This is a genomic window from Proteus sp. STS61-E, assembly GCF_040932335.1.
GTDB lineage: Bacteria > Pseudomonadota > Gammaproteobacteria > Enterobacterales > Enterobacteriaceae > Proteus > Proteus mirabilis_B.
This window is the reverse complement of record NZ_JBFQGE010000004.1, coordinates 400,560-416,376: the sequence shown is the minus strand read 5'-3', so window position 1 is coordinate 416,376 and position 15,817 is coordinate 400,560. Positions and strand designations below refer to the sequence as shown.

At 33.2% G+C, this 15,817-nt stretch carries 15 protein-coding genes; 11 read left to right on the top strand and 4 right to left on the bottom strand.

The window, feature by feature from the left end; translation table 11 throughout:
- Positions 1-5: 5 nt before the first annotated feature.
- Positions 6-2,384 carry a penicillin-binding protein 1C gene (pbpC, locus tag AB4J89_RS12205; protein WP_088494738.1) on the top strand — a complete coding sequence of 793 codons (2,379 nt, stop codon included), beginning with the start codon at positions 6-8 and terminating at the stop codon, positions 2,382-2,384.
- 170 nt (positions 2,385-2,554) lie between these two features.
- Positions 2,555-2,902 (top strand): hypothetical protein, encoded by a 348-nt coding sequence (locus AB4J89_RS12200; RefSeq protein ID WP_088494739.1) that lies wholly within the window; start codon positions 2,555-2,557, stop codon positions 2,900-2,902.
- Positions 2,903-2,974: 72 nt separating this feature from the next.
- Here the strand turns inward: AB4J89_RS12200 and AB4J89_RS12195 are convergent, their stop codons facing one another.
- The 4 genes from AB4J89_RS12195 to AB4J89_RS12180 form a co-directional block, all read right to left on the bottom strand.
- Positions 2,975-3,904 carry a Dyp-type peroxidase gene (locus tag AB4J89_RS12195; RefSeq protein WP_088494740.1) on the bottom strand — a complete coding sequence of 310 codons (930 nt, stop codon included), beginning with the start codon at positions 3,902-3,904 and terminating at the stop codon, positions 2,975-2,977.
- Positions 3,905-4,094: 190 nt separating this feature from the next.
- Positions 4,095-4,673, bottom strand: a complete 579-nt coding sequence (locus tag AB4J89_RS12190; protein ID WP_194952682.1) for a YebB family permuted papain-like enzyme — start codon at positions 4,671-4,673, stop codon at positions 4,095-4,097.
- Between the two features lie 226 nt (positions 4,674-4,899).
- Positions 4,900-5,724: a VanW family protein gene (locus tag AB4J89_RS12185; protein ID WP_368469401.1), complete on the bottom strand. Its 825-nt coding sequence runs from the start codon at positions 5,722-5,724 to the stop codon at positions 4,900-4,902.
- A gap of 120 nt (positions 5,725-5,844) precedes the next feature.
- A complete protein-coding gene (locus tag AB4J89_RS12180; protein WP_102949465.1) occupies positions 5,845-6,759 on the bottom strand; it encodes a LysR family transcriptional regulator in 915 nt (304 codons plus the stop codon).
- Between the two features lie 109 nt (positions 6,760-6,868).
- Here AB4J89_RS12180 and AB4J89_RS12175 point away from each other — a divergent pair, with 109 nt between their 5' ends.
- The 9 genes from AB4J89_RS12175 (at position 6,869) to AB4J89_RS12135 (ending at position 15,793) form a co-directional block, all read left to right on the top strand.
- Complete coding sequence (locus tag AB4J89_RS12175) at positions 6,869-8,362, top strand: DASS family sodium-coupled anion symporter (RefSeq protein WP_088494741.1); 1,494 nt, start codon at positions 6,869-6,871, stop codon at positions 8,360-8,362.
- Positions 8,363-8,384: 22 nt separating this feature from the next.
- On the top strand, positions 8,385-8,990 hold the full coding sequence (locus AB4J89_RS12170; RefSeq protein ID WP_075674356.1) for a histidine phosphatase family protein: 606 nt from the start codon (positions 8,385-8,387) through the stop codon (positions 8,988-8,990).
- Between the two features lie 611 nt (positions 8,991-9,601).
- Positions 9,602-10,126: a fimbrial protein gene (locus AB4J89_RS12165; protein WP_088494742.1), complete on the top strand. Its 525-nt coding sequence runs from the start codon at positions 9,602-9,604 to the stop codon at positions 10,124-10,126.
- 69 nt (positions 10,127-10,195) lie between these two features.
- A complete protein-coding gene (locus AB4J89_RS12160) occupies positions 10,196-10,864 on the top strand; it encodes a molecular chaperone (protein WP_088494743.1) in 669 nt (222 codons plus the stop codon).
- A gap of 24 nt (positions 10,865-10,888) precedes the next feature.
- On the top strand, positions 10,889-13,396 hold the full coding sequence (locus tag AB4J89_RS12155) for a fimbria/pilus outer membrane usher protein (RefSeq protein WP_368469398.1): 2,508 nt from the start codon (positions 10,889-10,891) through the stop codon (positions 13,394-13,396).
- A gap of 86 nt (positions 13,397-13,482) precedes the next feature.
- Complete coding sequence (locus AB4J89_RS12150) at positions 13,483-14,004, top strand: fimbrial protein (protein ID WP_368469396.1); 522 nt, start codon at positions 13,483-13,485, stop codon at positions 14,002-14,004.
- A 12-nt stretch (positions 14,005-14,016) separates the two neighbouring features.
- Entirely contained in the window at positions 14,017-14,514 is a 498-nt protein-coding gene (locus tag AB4J89_RS12145; RefSeq protein ID WP_270754626.1) for a fimbrial protein, read from the top strand.
- Positions 14,515-14,535: 21 nt separating this feature from the next.
- Entirely contained in the window at positions 14,536-14,829 is a 294-nt protein-coding gene (locus AB4J89_RS12140; protein ID WP_102949466.1) for a helix-turn-helix domain-containing protein, read from the top strand.
- Positions 14,810-15,793 (top strand): fimbrial protein, encoded by a 984-nt coding sequence (locus tag AB4J89_RS12135; RefSeq protein ID WP_368469393.1) that lies wholly within the window; start codon positions 14,810-14,812, stop codon positions 15,791-15,793. Before AB4J89_RS12140 ends, AB4J89_RS12135 begins: the two co-directional genes overlap by 20 nt.
- Positions 15,794-15,817 lie beyond the last annotated feature (24 nt).

The window sequence follows — 15,817 nt, the reverse complement described above, 5'->3', positions numbered from 1 at the left end:
TTAGAATGACGAGAAGCAAGCGAGTTTTACAAAACATATTGATGGGTGGCTTTTTAGTCGCCCTATTTTGTGTAGGATTTCGTCTTTTTCCACATCCAGCACTATCAGAAGGCTTTTTATCTTCAACTACCTACTATGATAGCAATGGAAATTTACTGCGTTTAACACTCGCTAATGATGAACGTTATCGATTGTGGACGGATTTAGATGATATTTCGCCCTTGATGATAGATAGCGCTATGCGATATGAAGATCGCTGGTTCTATTATCATGTTGGATTTAATCCTTACAGTTTAATTCGAGGCTTTTTTGTCAGTTATGTTTATGGTGAGCGATTACAAGGTGGTTCAACGATCACCATGCAACTGGCTCGCATGCATTGGCAATTAAATACACGTACAGTAGGAGGCAAATTTGTTCAGGTATTACGTGCTATTCAATTAGAACTCAGCTATTCAAAACATGATATTTTAGAAGCTTATTTCAACTATGCACCTTATGGGCGAAATATAGAAAGTGTTGGTGCTGCAAGCCTGATTTACTTTAATAAAAATCCTAAAGAATTAACGTTACCTGAAGCGTTAACCCTTGCCGTATTACCTCAATCACCGAGTTACCGAATCGAGCCAAATAGTGATGGTATTAGTCTTTCTTTAATGAAAACGCGTAATCAGCTTTATGATTATTGGCTGGAAGAACATCCTAAAGATGCCGATTTATCTGCACTGTTTCAATTACCGCTTCGGCTACGCCAGCCTGAAAAAATGCCTTATATAGCCCCTCATTTAGTCGAGCAAATTGAAAAGCAGGAAAAGTTTAATCCAAGAAAACCTACAACTATAGTCACAACGATTGATCTTTCATTACAAAAACTAGTTGAAAAACAAGTTGATGCGTTTATTGAACGAAATAAACATCTTGGTGTTAAAAATGCCTCCGTGATCCTTGTTGATACACGAGATATGGGCGTTAAAGCGCTAGTTGGTTCGGCTGATTATTATAATGCTGATATTCATGGGCAAGTTAATGGCACCAATGCAAAGCGTTCACCGGGTTCAACATTAAAGCCTTTTATCTATGCATTAGGGATAGAGCAAGGCATTTTACATCCTCGAACAATTTTAAAAGATGTGCCTTCTACCTTTGGTAGCTATGCACCAGAAAACTTTGATTTACGTTTTTTAGGACCTATTTCTGCCACTCAAGCGTTAAATTACAGCCGAAATATTCCCGCTGTGTCGATAGCCTCTCAACTGAGAAATCCAACGCTTTACCAGTTTCTACAAATGTCGGGTATCAGCAATATGGCGAGTGAAAGACATTATGGTCTATCTCTGGTATTAGGGGGCGGTGAAATTACAGTACAAGAATTAGCGAAGCTCTATGCAATATTAGCTAATCGAGGACAACTTAAGCCGTTAAGAATGCAAGGTACAGATGCTATTGCTAAGCCTATTCCGTTATTAAGTGAAGAAGCGAGTTTTATTACGTTGGATATGTTAAGTCAACATCGAAGACCTGATGATACTTTGGCGCAAAAATCAATGACATTACCCGTTTATTGGAAAACTGGTACATCTTGGGGATTTCGAGATGCATGGAGTAGTGGAATTTTTGGGCCTTATGTTTTAGTTGTTTGGATCGGTAATTTTGATGGTAAGGGGAATAGTGCGTTAATTGGAGCTGAGGCAGCCGCACCTCTATTTTTTAACATCATAGATAATATTGTTGCAGATTATCCGAATTTAAAAGAGCCTAAATTTAGGCTTCCTGAAAATATTAAGCAAGTCGATATTTGTTTGGCGAGTGGCAATTTACCTACGCCATGGTGTCAGCGGAAAGGTAAAACATGGTTTATTCCAGGTAAATCACCAATTAAAGTTGATACAATTTATCGTCCTCTGGCAATTGATAAAGCGACGGGAGAAGTCGTTTGTCCTCCATATAATGAAGAGCAGGTTAAGATTGAAGTTTTTGAATATTGGCCTTCTGATTTAGCTAAAGTATTTGCTCAAGCTGGGCTACCAAAGCGAACTCCGCCTTCTACTGCTCACTGTAAAAATGGAGATATGGCTATTACAGGAATGCCTCCTCGTATATTATCACCATTACGTAATACCACTTATACTTTAAGACGTACTTCATCACCAAATACGTCAATTGTATTCAATGCGACAACGGATAATGACAGCAATATTATTTATTGGTTTGTTGATGATGCTTATCTAGGGAATAGTACAAATCAGCGCTCAATAGAATGGTATCCCAAAGAGAGTGGTCGCTATCGTATTCGCGCAGTAGATGATAAAGGAAGGGCGGATACACGAAATATTCGCGTTGATATTATTGGTGTAATTAACAAACAAGAAATCGAAGCTGATTAATATTGGAGTTAAAGTCCGTAGGTTTTACTTAATGTTTACCTTAACGCCAAAATATTAATCTCTATCGTTATCTTATTCTAACTGTTTTGCTCTATATTGTTGCGAGACAATTATTAGGTAAAATATTGAAAAATTTATTTTATCTCGTGAGCAAGGAAGAAATAACCAGTATGAAAACTAGAATTCTAAAATTAGCTTTATTAGGTGCATTAGCGTTACCGTTAGTGGGATGTGGTGATGCAACACCTAATTGTGATAGCACTGAAGCAAAGAACTTAGTGGTTGATATTACAAAAGACGAATTACGTGATCAAAAAATGGCTGCCGTGATCGATCAAATTAAGATCAAGGTAGAAAGTGTACGTACTCGTGAACATGATGAGAAGAGAGATACTTACTCATGTGCTGCTGAACTTTCTTTTGAAGGCAAAGGCGGCAAAAACTCTATTCCGATTACTTATACCATTGAAAGTACAGATGACGGCAAAGAGTTTTACGTTAATGTATTTGGTTTGTAATTGATCCAGAAAAAACCAGAATAGAAAGTAGATATATAAGTAACAAGCCTATATATCTACTTGTAATAGAAATTACGCTAGATCATCTAGAAATTCGGGTGATGGAATAAAAAATAATGTACCCGTTACCGGGGTGCTGAATTTAAGTAATTTATCTGTATGCCCTTCAGGAGTACCTGCAAACATATTTTCTAACATACGGTTAGTTGTTGAAAAATAACGTGCATAACCAATAAAGTAAGTACCATACTCATTTTTAGATGGATTGGAAAAAGGCATATTGGCTCTGACAATTTTTAAATCTTCGCCGTTCTCATCTTGAATATTGGTGACAACATTGTGTGAACCGGGCTCTTTTTCTTCATCGGTTAATTCCACATCATTAAATTTATGTCTACCAATGACTTTTTCTTGTTCGATAAGAGGCTGCTTTTCCCATGCTTCCATATCGTGTATATATTTTTGTACAAAGGCGTAACTGCCACCTGTAAATTCAGGATCTTCATCACCAATTACAGCATAAGAAGCCCGTTCATCTTCATACTCTGGGTTTTCAGTTCCATCGACAAAACCAATAATAGAACGTCCGTCAAAATATCTAAATCCATGAACTTCATCAACAGGCGTAACAATATTCTTTAGCTTTTGGCTGATGATAGATGCTAATTCGTAGCAGGCTGAAACTTTGAGGGCTCGAATATGGAAAAAAAGATCGCCCGGAGTAGAAACCGCAGTATAAGTATTACCTTTAATTTCTTTAAAGGTATTTAGCTCTTTGGGTTTAGGCTGATTGGGAAATAACGTAGCCCATGCATTTGCACCGAATCCCATTACACAACTTGTTTCCAATTCAGGAAAACGTGTTCTCATACTACGTATCAGGCCAGAAAAATTATTACAAAAATCGATCAAAGTATCGCGGTTTTCAGATGAATGGGTAAGGTTAAAAACTAAAAAATAAGCATTCTCACAGGGTGATTTCGTAACATCTTGGTATTTCATAGTGATCCCTAAATGACGAATAATAGATGAATAGTAATTAAGTTATATTTACAAAACATTGTTTTTTAGTTTTACACCAAAACCCTCTCTATTACAAAGAGAGGGTTTGATTATTATTCGGATTTTTATTAATGAATAATATCGTAAATGCTATTTCTTTCTCTATTCTTTATAATGCTAATGCTTTGTATTAATTAATATTTTCATGGCTTTGATAAACTAAAGATAAGTGTGGATGTTGCCATAAACTTGCTGGAGTGACAGTGGTTCTTTCCCAAGGTATTTGCCCAATAAACCATAATTTCCAAAATTGTAATTTGGCATTAGGATTTTTGCTTAATAATTCTTGGAATGTTTCTATTTCACCCACACGAATAGAGAGTGCTGATTTATAAATATCAAAAACAAATTTAGAGCAAAACTGGCGAGAAGAATCGTATTTAAAACCTGTATGGTAAAGCTTATTTAATCTTTCAGGAACTTGTGCAACAAGTGCATTTTTTTGTTCATCAGAGAGTTGTGTTGATAGCCGGCGTATTGCATAACGTTTGCCCGCAGAGCGGTTAATAAATCGGGTTAATGTAGTTGTGGTTGAAAGTGGAACTCGGCTTTCGGCAACTAAATAATCCTCACCATTATGACCAATAATAATGCCAACATGATTACTCCAGCATAAAGAAGCTGAGGAAATTTGACGAAATAAAGAGGTACCAATACACGTAAATACAATATCACCAACTTCTAATTTTTGTGGATAATCAATTTTTATCATCATTATATGACCTATTAAATAGAAACATAATCACCATTTTTTGACCATAATAAATACATAAGGTTTCTATTTGATAACTCAAGGAGCTTAAGATAAAAAGAACACTCGGATTTAAGGTGTTCTTAATTTTAAGAGGGATATCATTATTTATTCAGAATAAGAAGATAAAATTAGAATATTAAATTAATATTTTAATCGAGTAATAAAGATATGTTTAAGTAAATTAACTTAGTTGTTCATCTGAAATATCATATTTCACGACCACACTATTTTCATAAAGTAATTCTGATGTAATTAATTGAGGAAAAGCACCCACATTGTTTTTAGTGTAAATATCTCGCCAAATTTCATTACAGCGATATACATGCTCCCCCTTTTTGATAAAAGAAGAAGATTTCTCATAAATATGATAACGATATTCCCTTGCTTCGCTACAAAGGAGTTCGCCTTCTAACTGATGTTCAGCGACATGTAATCTAATTTGGTAATCATAAGGCGTTGGATTATATAAGACTAAATCTACATAGTTATAAAAAATAGCAGCTCCTGAGCCAAAAGGAAGTACTCGTCCTTCATCAGGAAAGGGATCAAAACTATGATTTGCCTTTTCAATCACTTTTAATTCAGAATGCAGTGCTAACCAATGTATTAAATTACTCGCCTGACAAATTCCACCGCCTACACCTTTTCTTGCTTCACCATAGGAAAGCTGCATACCATCAATAAAGCCTCTTTTATAGCTAGGCTTACCGACTAAATAACAAAAAGAGAAATACTCACCCGGTTTTATTACGATGCCATCTAACGCTTTTTCGACTAATTTAAGATTCGTTATTTTATTGTATTGTAATTGAATATCACTTTCGCCACGGCGACTAATTAATTTAGATGTATGTTTTAAATAACGGTAAGAAAGCCGTTGTTCTGGTTGAACATTTCTGCTGTATTTTCGGCCTGAAAAGCGCCAACTAAGAGAACGAAATAAACGACGCTGTACCACTCTCAAAGTATAAAGAATAGGGTGATAAGACGAGAGTGTTCTGCGCATAAAATCCTTTTAAACAATAGCAAATAGAATGGGATAAACATGAGTATAATAACGATTTAATGAGGATATTGATACGCTGATATCCTTAAAATAATAGGGCTAAGAATTCAGCTAATAAATTTAATTATTAATATCTTTCGTTAAAATTTGAGCTTGAGATTGTAAGATAGATAAAAAATTCTTGGTGGCTGGAGAGATATACTTTTCTTTATGATAAAAGTAGCGAATACCTCGGCTAAACTGAATATCATCAAATGCAATTTCACATAAAAGACCTAATTTTAATTCTTGCATGATAGATAAACGAGATAAAATTGAGATCCCTAAACCGTGAATAACCCCTTGCTTTATTCCTTCTAAGCTATTTATTTCCATCACATTTTTGAGCTCTTTATTATTTTCTTGAATTCTATCTAATAAAAAATCACGGGTAGCAGAGTGCTCGGGTTTGATCAGAAAAATTTCTGATGCAATATCAGAAAATCTGCAATGTTTCTTTTTTGCCAGCCAATGTTCAGGTGAACAAATAAGCACTAAGGGATCGATAAGAAAGGTATCAAGATGATATTCCGTCGGATCTAAATAGATATGATCTGACATGATCAAAAATTCTAATTCTTGGGTATCAAGTTTACGGATAAGTTGTGTTGAACTTGAAATATCCATGCTTAATTTCACATCGGGATATTGCTCTCTAAACTGCGCCATAATTTGAGGTAATAGGTAAACGCCAACAAAATGGCTAGCGCCAAATTTAATTTCACCTTTAGAGGGATCATCGAATTGTCGCATATGCTCAGAAGAGGATTTTACTAAATTAATAATCTGGGTTGCGTACTGCTGATAAACCTTACCTTGGGGGGTTAAATAAAGCCGATTATTGATCCTTTCAAACAACGTTGTTTGCAATTCTTCTTCTAGTTTTTTGATTTTAATACTCACGCTGGGTTGAGTGCAGAATAGGCGTTCTGCGGTTTCAGTAACATTAAAACCGTTAGCAAGTAGTAGAAAAGCATCAAGTTGGCTTAAATTCATATCAACACCATAAATTATTTTTATAGTTATAATATATTAATACAATTATCTTTATACCTCAATATTTCTATACTGGACTTCCTACCCTACACATTAAGAGGAATCGGTTATGGAAAAGACTGCGAAGCGAGATGACATCGCTAAACCAGCGCCATCATCACCAAAACAAAACAGTAAGAAAATAACCTTAAAAACAATAGGAATACCTTTAGCTTTATTGGTATTGCTCGTTTTATTTTTTATGCCAACACCAGATGGATTAAGTATTGAAGGGCAAAAAGCCATTGCTATTTTTTGTGCGGCGTTAATTCTATGGGTATGTGGTTCTTTACCCATTTATTTAACCTCAATGCTCGTTATTGTTTTACTTCCAATAACGGGAACGGTTGCAAAAGAGAAAGTGGTTTTCGGTACATTAGGTTATGACGTTATTTGGCTGATGGTTTCTGCATTTGTTTTAACATCCGCCATGATCAAATCGAATATTGCCAGACGCTTTGCTTTATGGATGATCACCAAATTTGGGCAAACACCCAAAAAAGCGTTATTTGTCCTTATTTTAATTAACTTCAGTTTAGTTTTCTTTGTTCCTTCAACGACTGCACGTGCAACATTAATGGTGCCTATTTGTATGATCTTATTAGAGATACATAAGGCAATTCCCGGAAAAAGTAATTACGGGAAATTAATGATGTTGCAAGGTGTACAAGCTGATGCCTTGGCAACATCCGGTGTAATGACAGGTACTGCCGCTAATATTATTGCGGTTGGATTTATCAATTCACAAGCTGGCGGTTCTATTGGTTATATGGATTGGCTAATCGCCTCTTTCCCATTAGCTATTGTTGGTATGACTATCTCCTTTTTTATTGGATTAAAATTATTCTCTTTTAAAGGAGAAGTGGATTTTGAAGGTTCACTAGAGAAATTAAAAAAAGAACGTTCTCAACTTGGTGCATTAACTAAGAATGAGAAAAAAGCCATGTATATCTTTTTAATGGCAGTGTTCTTATGGGCAACCGAAAGCTATCACCAAGATATGTTTGGTTTCAAAATTAGCGTTTATATGACTGCTGTTATTGCTGCCATTCTTTGCCTGATGCCTCGTATTGGCTTATTAACGTGGAATGAAGCCAATATCAAATGGGATCTAATGATATTTGCAGCAGGTGCTTATGCGGCAGGTAATACCTTAGAATCTACAGAAGGCGCACAATGGCTAATTGGTAAGATGGTTTATGGACTTGGGCTAGAAAATATGAGCACTACAATGGTTTATATTGTGGTTGTCTTTATCTGCATGTATAGCCATTTAATTTTTACCAGTAAAACAGTAAAAACAACCATCTTAATTCCAGCCATTATTGCACTTGCTAAAACATTGGGCATGGATCCGGTTACATTGGCATTAGCTGCGTCATTTACACTGACTTATACCATTACCTTACCACCACATTCGAAAGTAAATACTATCTATTTCTCAAGCGGCTACTTTAGTGTGTTAGAGCAAATGAAATATGGATTAATTACCTGCTTTGTCGGTGCGTCGGTAATTTCTATTGCGATATTCACTTGGTTCCAAATTCTTGGATATGGTCTTTAAACCATTAAATTAAGGAATAATAATGAGACTAATTTTATTAAGACACGGTGAAACCTTATGGAATATGGAATCACGCTTACAAGGACATGCTAATTCTTGTTTATCACCAAAAGGCATTAACCAAGCAATGGCGATAAAAGAGAGTATTAAATTGTTATCACCCGCTAGGATTATTACGTCAGATTTAGGGCGAACAGTACAAACCGCAGAAATTGTTGGTCATCCTGAAGCAGTTAAAGAGCCATTATTGCGTGAATTAAATATGGGGGAATGGACGGGGCAGCGAAAACCAGAACTCATAAGACATCATGCAGATAAATACAAAAATTGGCGAGCAGGAACATATACACCACCTAAAGGCGAAAATTGGTTTGATTTTTGCGATCGTATTGGTGCGGCATTACAAGGCTGGGTACATAAAGAAGACAGTGATTTATTAGCGGTTGTGCATAGTGGTGTTATTCGTGCAGCCTGCAAAGTATTCTTAAATCTGTCACCTGAGTTTTTATTACCCGCAACACCGGGCACAATAACGATATTTAATTTTGATCTTAATTCTGATAAAGCACCAAAATTAGAAGCCTATAATATTGGCTCTTATATGCCAGATAAGAATGTTGCTGACTAAGATTAATAAGAAGTGGTTTTCAAATTAATCGTTATAATTTAATTTATATAACTATCTAAAAAAACACTCCGATATTAAATCAGAGCAAGGGAGATCCTTGCTCTTTTTTTTTATATAAAAATCAGTATTTAAATCATATATTTTATATGCAATATCGTTTTATTCTTTTTATGTTTAATTTGTAACTGATAAGTTAAGCCGAATTTTGTTCAAAAATAGCACATTAAGGGTTTAATTTAATCAAATAGAATAAAAAGTGGCTTTTATTGTTAAGAGGAAATAATACTTTTTTTTATTCACACCATATGCGTTATAAAATGAAATAAAAAATTTATTTAATAATAAAAAATAGTATTTAACTTTTATTTTGATTTAACAACATTGTATCAATATATGAAAATTTAAAATTATTAAAAATAAACTTCATTGATTAACTAATAAAGAGTTTGTTTGGTTTTAAATTCTGATTCAAATCAAAAAAGTGAATATTATACTGCTATAACCAAAACTTGTTTATTATAAAAAACAATTAGATAATACTCACATACTGAGTTAATTAAGTATTTTGTAATTAATTTGGTTTTATTAATAAAAATTAATCGGAGAAAAAAATGAGAAAAAACTTACTTGCAACATTAATTGCTGCAACGACTATCTTTGTCACTAATAATGTATTAGCAGCGGATGGTACTATTGATTTTACAGGGGAAATTATTGATAACGCATGTGAATTAGCTGCAGGTTCTGATGCTTTAAAAGTTAATTTAGGTACCGTCTCTAAAAAAGCATTACCAAGTACAGGAAGTACTGCCGCAGCGACAAAATTCACAATTAAATTAATTAATTGTCCTAAAACAGTGACCACTGCATCTGTTAAATTTGATGCAGATTCATATGTAGGTGATGACAGTGTTATTGCCCTGAAAAAAGAGTCGGGTGTAGCAACTGGAGTGGGTATTCAAATTACGGATGATGCGAATGTTGTAGTACCTTTATTTACAGCATCTAAAGCCTATCCATTAAAAGAAAATATTGAAAATAATTTAGATTTTAGAGCTCGTTATATTGCTAAAACAGATTCTGTTACTGCGGGTTTAGCAAATGGTAATGCAACATTTACTATTAACTATAACTAAATAAGATTAAATATAAATTAAGGTTTAAAAGGACTTGAACCTTATTATAAATAATACAGTGGTGATAATATGAAGTCTATTATTGTCTTTTTAATTTCTATTCTTTTTTTTATTAGTCAATCTTCTGCTGGTGTTATTATTGGCGGAACTAGAGTTATTTATTCAGAAGGGAATAAAAACGTTAGCATTAATGTTGAAAATCCAGATAAAATTCCCTATTTAATCCAATCTTGGATAGATGATGTTAATGAAAATAAACAGTCAAAATTTACCATTACTCCACCTTTATTTAGATTAAATCCAGATAAGGCGAATACACTGAGGATTTTTTTAACTGAAGGGAATTTGCCTAGTGATAAAGAGTCTCTATTTTGGCTAAATATAAAAACAATACCAGCTACAGAAAAAACAGAAAATTCATTGCAGATTGCTTTTAAGACTCAAATGAAATTAATTTACCGACCTGAAAATTTAAAAAAGGTAAATTTTGAGGAGGAGCAGAAAAAATTAATATGGTCAAAAGTTGGAAATAAAATTAGTGTGAATAATCCAACACCCTATTATTTTAATTTTCAGATGATTAATTTTAATGGGAAATCAGTAAATGATGTCTCTTATGTTGAACCTTTTTCAACAAAATCATTTGATATCAATGATGTTAATGAACATGGCACGATAAACTGGGAAGTTATTAATGACTATGGTGCTAGCGTAAACTTATCAGAAGTTAAAATATAATAAATTATAAATTTAGGTTTTAATATGAAAATTAGCAAAATATGTATTAGCCTAATTTTATATTTGGGCTATACGGCTTTATCATATGCGGAAAACGACAAGTCAGATAATATTTATTTTGATCCTGATTTCCTTGAATCGTCGGATAAAGAAAGTATCGATTTATCTCCTTTCGAAAATAACCAACAATTAGCGGGGAATTATTACGTTGATATTTATGTAAATACTAACTTGATTTTAACTAAAAATATTAGATTTGAAAAAAATAAAAATAATCAACTTATTCCCTGTTTATCAATGCAAGATCTTAATGATTTTGGTGTTAAAACAATAGATTACCCAAAACTGTATACAATGACTGATAGCTGTGTGAATTTATCTGCGATACCTGATGCTAAAAGTGAATTAGAATTTGATTCTCAAAGGTTATATTTGAGTATTCCTCAAATTGCTTTATCTAAGGACCCGCGAGGGTATATAGATTTAAATAAGATAGATAATGGTATCACTGCACTTTTGCTTAATTATAGCTACAGTGGGTCGAGAAATTACGATCGCAAAGATAATAATTCAAGTGAAACGTCGCATTATATAAATTTAAGACCTGGATTGAACTTTGGGGCATGGCGATTGCGCAATTATACCACATGGTCAAATTCAGATAATCAATCAGGAAAGTGGAATACTGTTTACACTTATTTATCGCGTAATATAAATAAGATAAAAAGCCAATTAATGTTAGGTGATGGTGTTTCTCCATCTACTATTTTTGATAGTGTGCCATTTAGAGGTGCTCAATTATCAACAGATGATGATATGTATCCTGAAAGTCTAAGAGGTTATGCTCCCGTTATTAGAGGTATTGCACGCAGTAATGCCCAAATTACTATTAAGCAAAATGGATATATTATTTATCAGACAGAAGTCGCAGCAGGGCCTTTTGAGATTAATGATTTATATCCCACAGGGAGTAGTGGGGATTTATACGTCACGATAAAAGAATCTAATGGGAGTGAACAGCATCAAATCGTGCCATTTGCTTCTTTGCCTGTTTTACAACGTGAAGGCTATTTATCTTATAGTGTGACGGGAGGTGAATATCGCTCTTATGATAAGAATGTGGATAAAACTAAGTTTGGACAATTTACATTAATTTATGGCCTACCTTATGGAGTGACAACTTATGGTGGTAGCCAATTAAGCCAAGACTATCAATCTTATTCTTTGGGGGCAGGAAAAAATTTAGGTGTTTTTGGTGCAATTTCTGTCGATATTACACATGCAAGTTCAACTTTTGATAATGGTATTAAGCAGCAAGGGCAATCTTACCGTTTTAGATACAATAAAAATCTAAACGATGTGGGCACAAATATAGCGTTAGCGGGTTATCGTTATTCTACAAACGGTTTTTATAGCTTATCTGAAGTATTCGATAGTTTTCGACGTACAAATTATAGTCCAGAAGTTGAACGTCGCCGTAATCGTGCTGAAATTACGATTAACCAGAATTTAGGCGAAGGAAATGGCTCTTTAGCTATCGGTTATATAAAAGAAGATTACTGGAATAGTAATAAAAAAACACAATCAGCAACGTTAGGTTATAACAATAGCTGGCAAGGTATCAGTTATGGGATGAACTATACCTATAATAAAAATACTAATCGTTACTCTTATGTGACGGGAGAAAAAACACAAAGTGATGATGAACATCAATTTGCCTTTTCAGTAAGTGTACCTTTTAGTGTATTTGACGATACTTTCTATTATAACTTTAATACAAATAGTAGTAGTAACAATGCAAGTACAGGAAGTGTCGGAATTTCTGCGTCTCAGCTCAATAATCGATTAAATTGGAGCGCACAGCAAGGATTTACCAACCAAGATCAAGGATCTTCTGGAAATATCAATGCATCCTATAAAGGTCAACTAGGTGATATTACAGGAGGGTATAGTTACGGGAAAGATAACCATAATCTTTATTATGGGGTCAATGGTAGCGTAGTTGCTCACTCTGGAGGAATAGTCCTTGGACAACAACTGGGTGAAACGTCTGCAATTGTTGATATTCCCAATGCAGGTGATGTTGCGATACTAAACCAAGCGGGTGTCAAAACTAATAGCATGGGCTATGCATTAGTGCCTTACGTTACACCGTATCGCAAGAATACCTTAGAAATTGATACATTAATGCTGCCTGAAAATACAGAAATGGAATTGACTAGCCAAACGATTTCACCTAGTCGAGGTGCTTTAGTCAAAGCTGATTTTTCTGCTAACGTGGGTTATCGCGTATTGATGACGGTTAATCTTGCAAATAAAAAGCCAGTTCCATTTGGTGCTCAAGTTATTTTTAAAGATAACAGCCAATTGAATAGTATTGTTGGTAATGATGGAGAGGTTTATTTATCGGGGTTAGAACAACGCGGAAACTTAACTATTAAATACAACAATGAAACATGTCATGTAAATTATGATTTATCAGGTGTTCTTGATTATTTAGGACTCTATAAAATCACTGTGACTTGTCTGTAGTAAATTTAAATAGCATTAAAGTTAATATATTAAACCCAGTTATTTCTTTTATAGCTGTCGATATTTGCTACGCGTAGGAAAGTGAAATGACTATATTAATAAGATTTTTTATTTTAATAACCAGTGTAATAATAAGTTTTCCTTTACTCGCTGGGGATACGGTTACTGTTAATTTTTCTGGAAATATTCGAGCAGCAACTTGTAATATTTCTGGAGGAAATAATATTAATATTGATTTAAAAGAGATGCCAGCAAATTTATTTAAGACAACAAATTCGAGTTCAGTGTGGAATAATTTTACGATTAAATTAATTAATTGTTCACCCACAATAAATCAAGTAAAGCTAACGTTTTCTGGGACACCAGACAATGCTGATGTAAATAACTTATATAGAAATGAAGGAACTGCAAAGAATGTTGCTGTGCAATTGCAGAATGAGAATAGTAATGGATTAATACCATTAGGTAACCAAAAATCACTGTATATTGCAGTTAATGGTCAATCCTCAGTGAATATTCCTTTAAGAACAAGAGCATTTAGTAAGCTTGGAAATGCAACACCAGGCACGGTATCTGCAAAAATTACAGCAACTATAGTCTATATGTAGAGGCGGAATATTATGTATAAAATCATACCATTATCCCTACTATTTTTATGTTCTCCTTTTGCTGTAGGAAGTGTTGTTAATATTAATGTTTATGGTTCTGTGATTGCATCACCTTGTGAATTAGAAACAAAAAATTATTTGATTGATTTTAATAAAATAAATATTAGAAATATTAAAAACAATCAAAAATCAGATTGGGTTAATTTTTCTATAAAATTAAAAAATTGCCCAATAACAACGAATAAAGTCACAATGACCTTAAATGGAATCATTGATCCTAATTATCCGGAATATTTTATTAATAATGGAACAGCAAAAAACACGGCATTAAATATCGCAACACAATTAAATAAAAGTATTATAAAAAATAATGAAAAATTAATAGTGAACATTAATCAGCAGACACACAATGCTGAATTTCCTTTATCGGCAAGAATTATAGGTTATGGAAGTAATATCACTGTGGGTTCATTTAAAAGTCATCTTGAATTTACGCTTCTTTATAATTAACGAATAATAAAGGAAATGAAAATGAGTCATATTTATCCTGCCTCAAAAATAATTGGGAAAAAAATAGCTTATTATAGATCTATGAATGGGTATACTTTAAGTGAACTGGCGGAAATAATTGGTATCAGTCAACAACAGCAATCAAGATATGAACGAGGTATTAATAGAGTTAGTTTGGATAGACTTTATCAATATGCTCGTGCTTTTGATATTTGTTTAAGCCAATTTTTTATTTTAGATGAAGAAGAACAAAAAGAGATGAAAACTAAAATAATAGATAAATTAGGAGATAAAAATGCGCCATATAAACACTAAATCTATTCTTTTATTAAGTGGAGTCTTATTTTATTCCACATATACTTTTTCTGCTTGTATTCAAAATCCAAATCTAAGAAATATTAGAGTGGATATACCGAATAAAGTTTATTCAATTCAATATGATGATATGGGAACTCGTGTATTAGATGAATTTCGTATAAATTATAAAAATGGACCTATAAATACATTTTCTGGTAACGATGGAAAATGTGGTAATGCAACAATCTCAGGTACTTATATTAATGGTTGGGTACCTAATGCTAATAAAATAGTGCAGACCAATATTCCTGGTATTGGTATACAAGTTAAACTACATGAGTTAGGACTATTAAATATAACTCATAGTAATATAATAGATCCATCAGGAAAACATTATACAATAATAAATCCATACTGGACTGTTAAAATATTAAAAACAGGTAGGGTTACTGAATCAGGAAGTGTGAATTGGGGAATGCTTGCTAAAGTTGTACAAAATAATACATTACCTCGAAATACTACTTGGAATATATCATCATTATATTTACCTTTAAATGCAATAAGAGTAAATTCTTTGAAATGTACAACTAAATCATCAAGTTATAACGTTAATATGGGCACTTGGTATGATACGCAATTTAAAAATATTGGTGATGTAAGTAAAGATGTAAGTATTCCTATTACATTAAGTTGTGCTGCGGGAACTAATATTAAAGCTACTGTGACTAGTAGTGCTGGATATATTGATGTAAATACAGGTAAATTAAAACTATCGGGTGCAAATCAAGCTACAGGAATTGGAATTCAATTATTAGATAAAAATAATAATCCTATCAAATTAAATACTAAAAATAGTTTACAAAATCAGGTTGCATCTGGCGATTATATTTTTGGTTGGAAAGCGCGCTATATAAAAACAGGAAGTACAATAACACCAGGAAGTGCTAACTCAATTGCTACAGTAAATATTTTGTATGAATAATTAATGAGTTTATTTTTGATATTA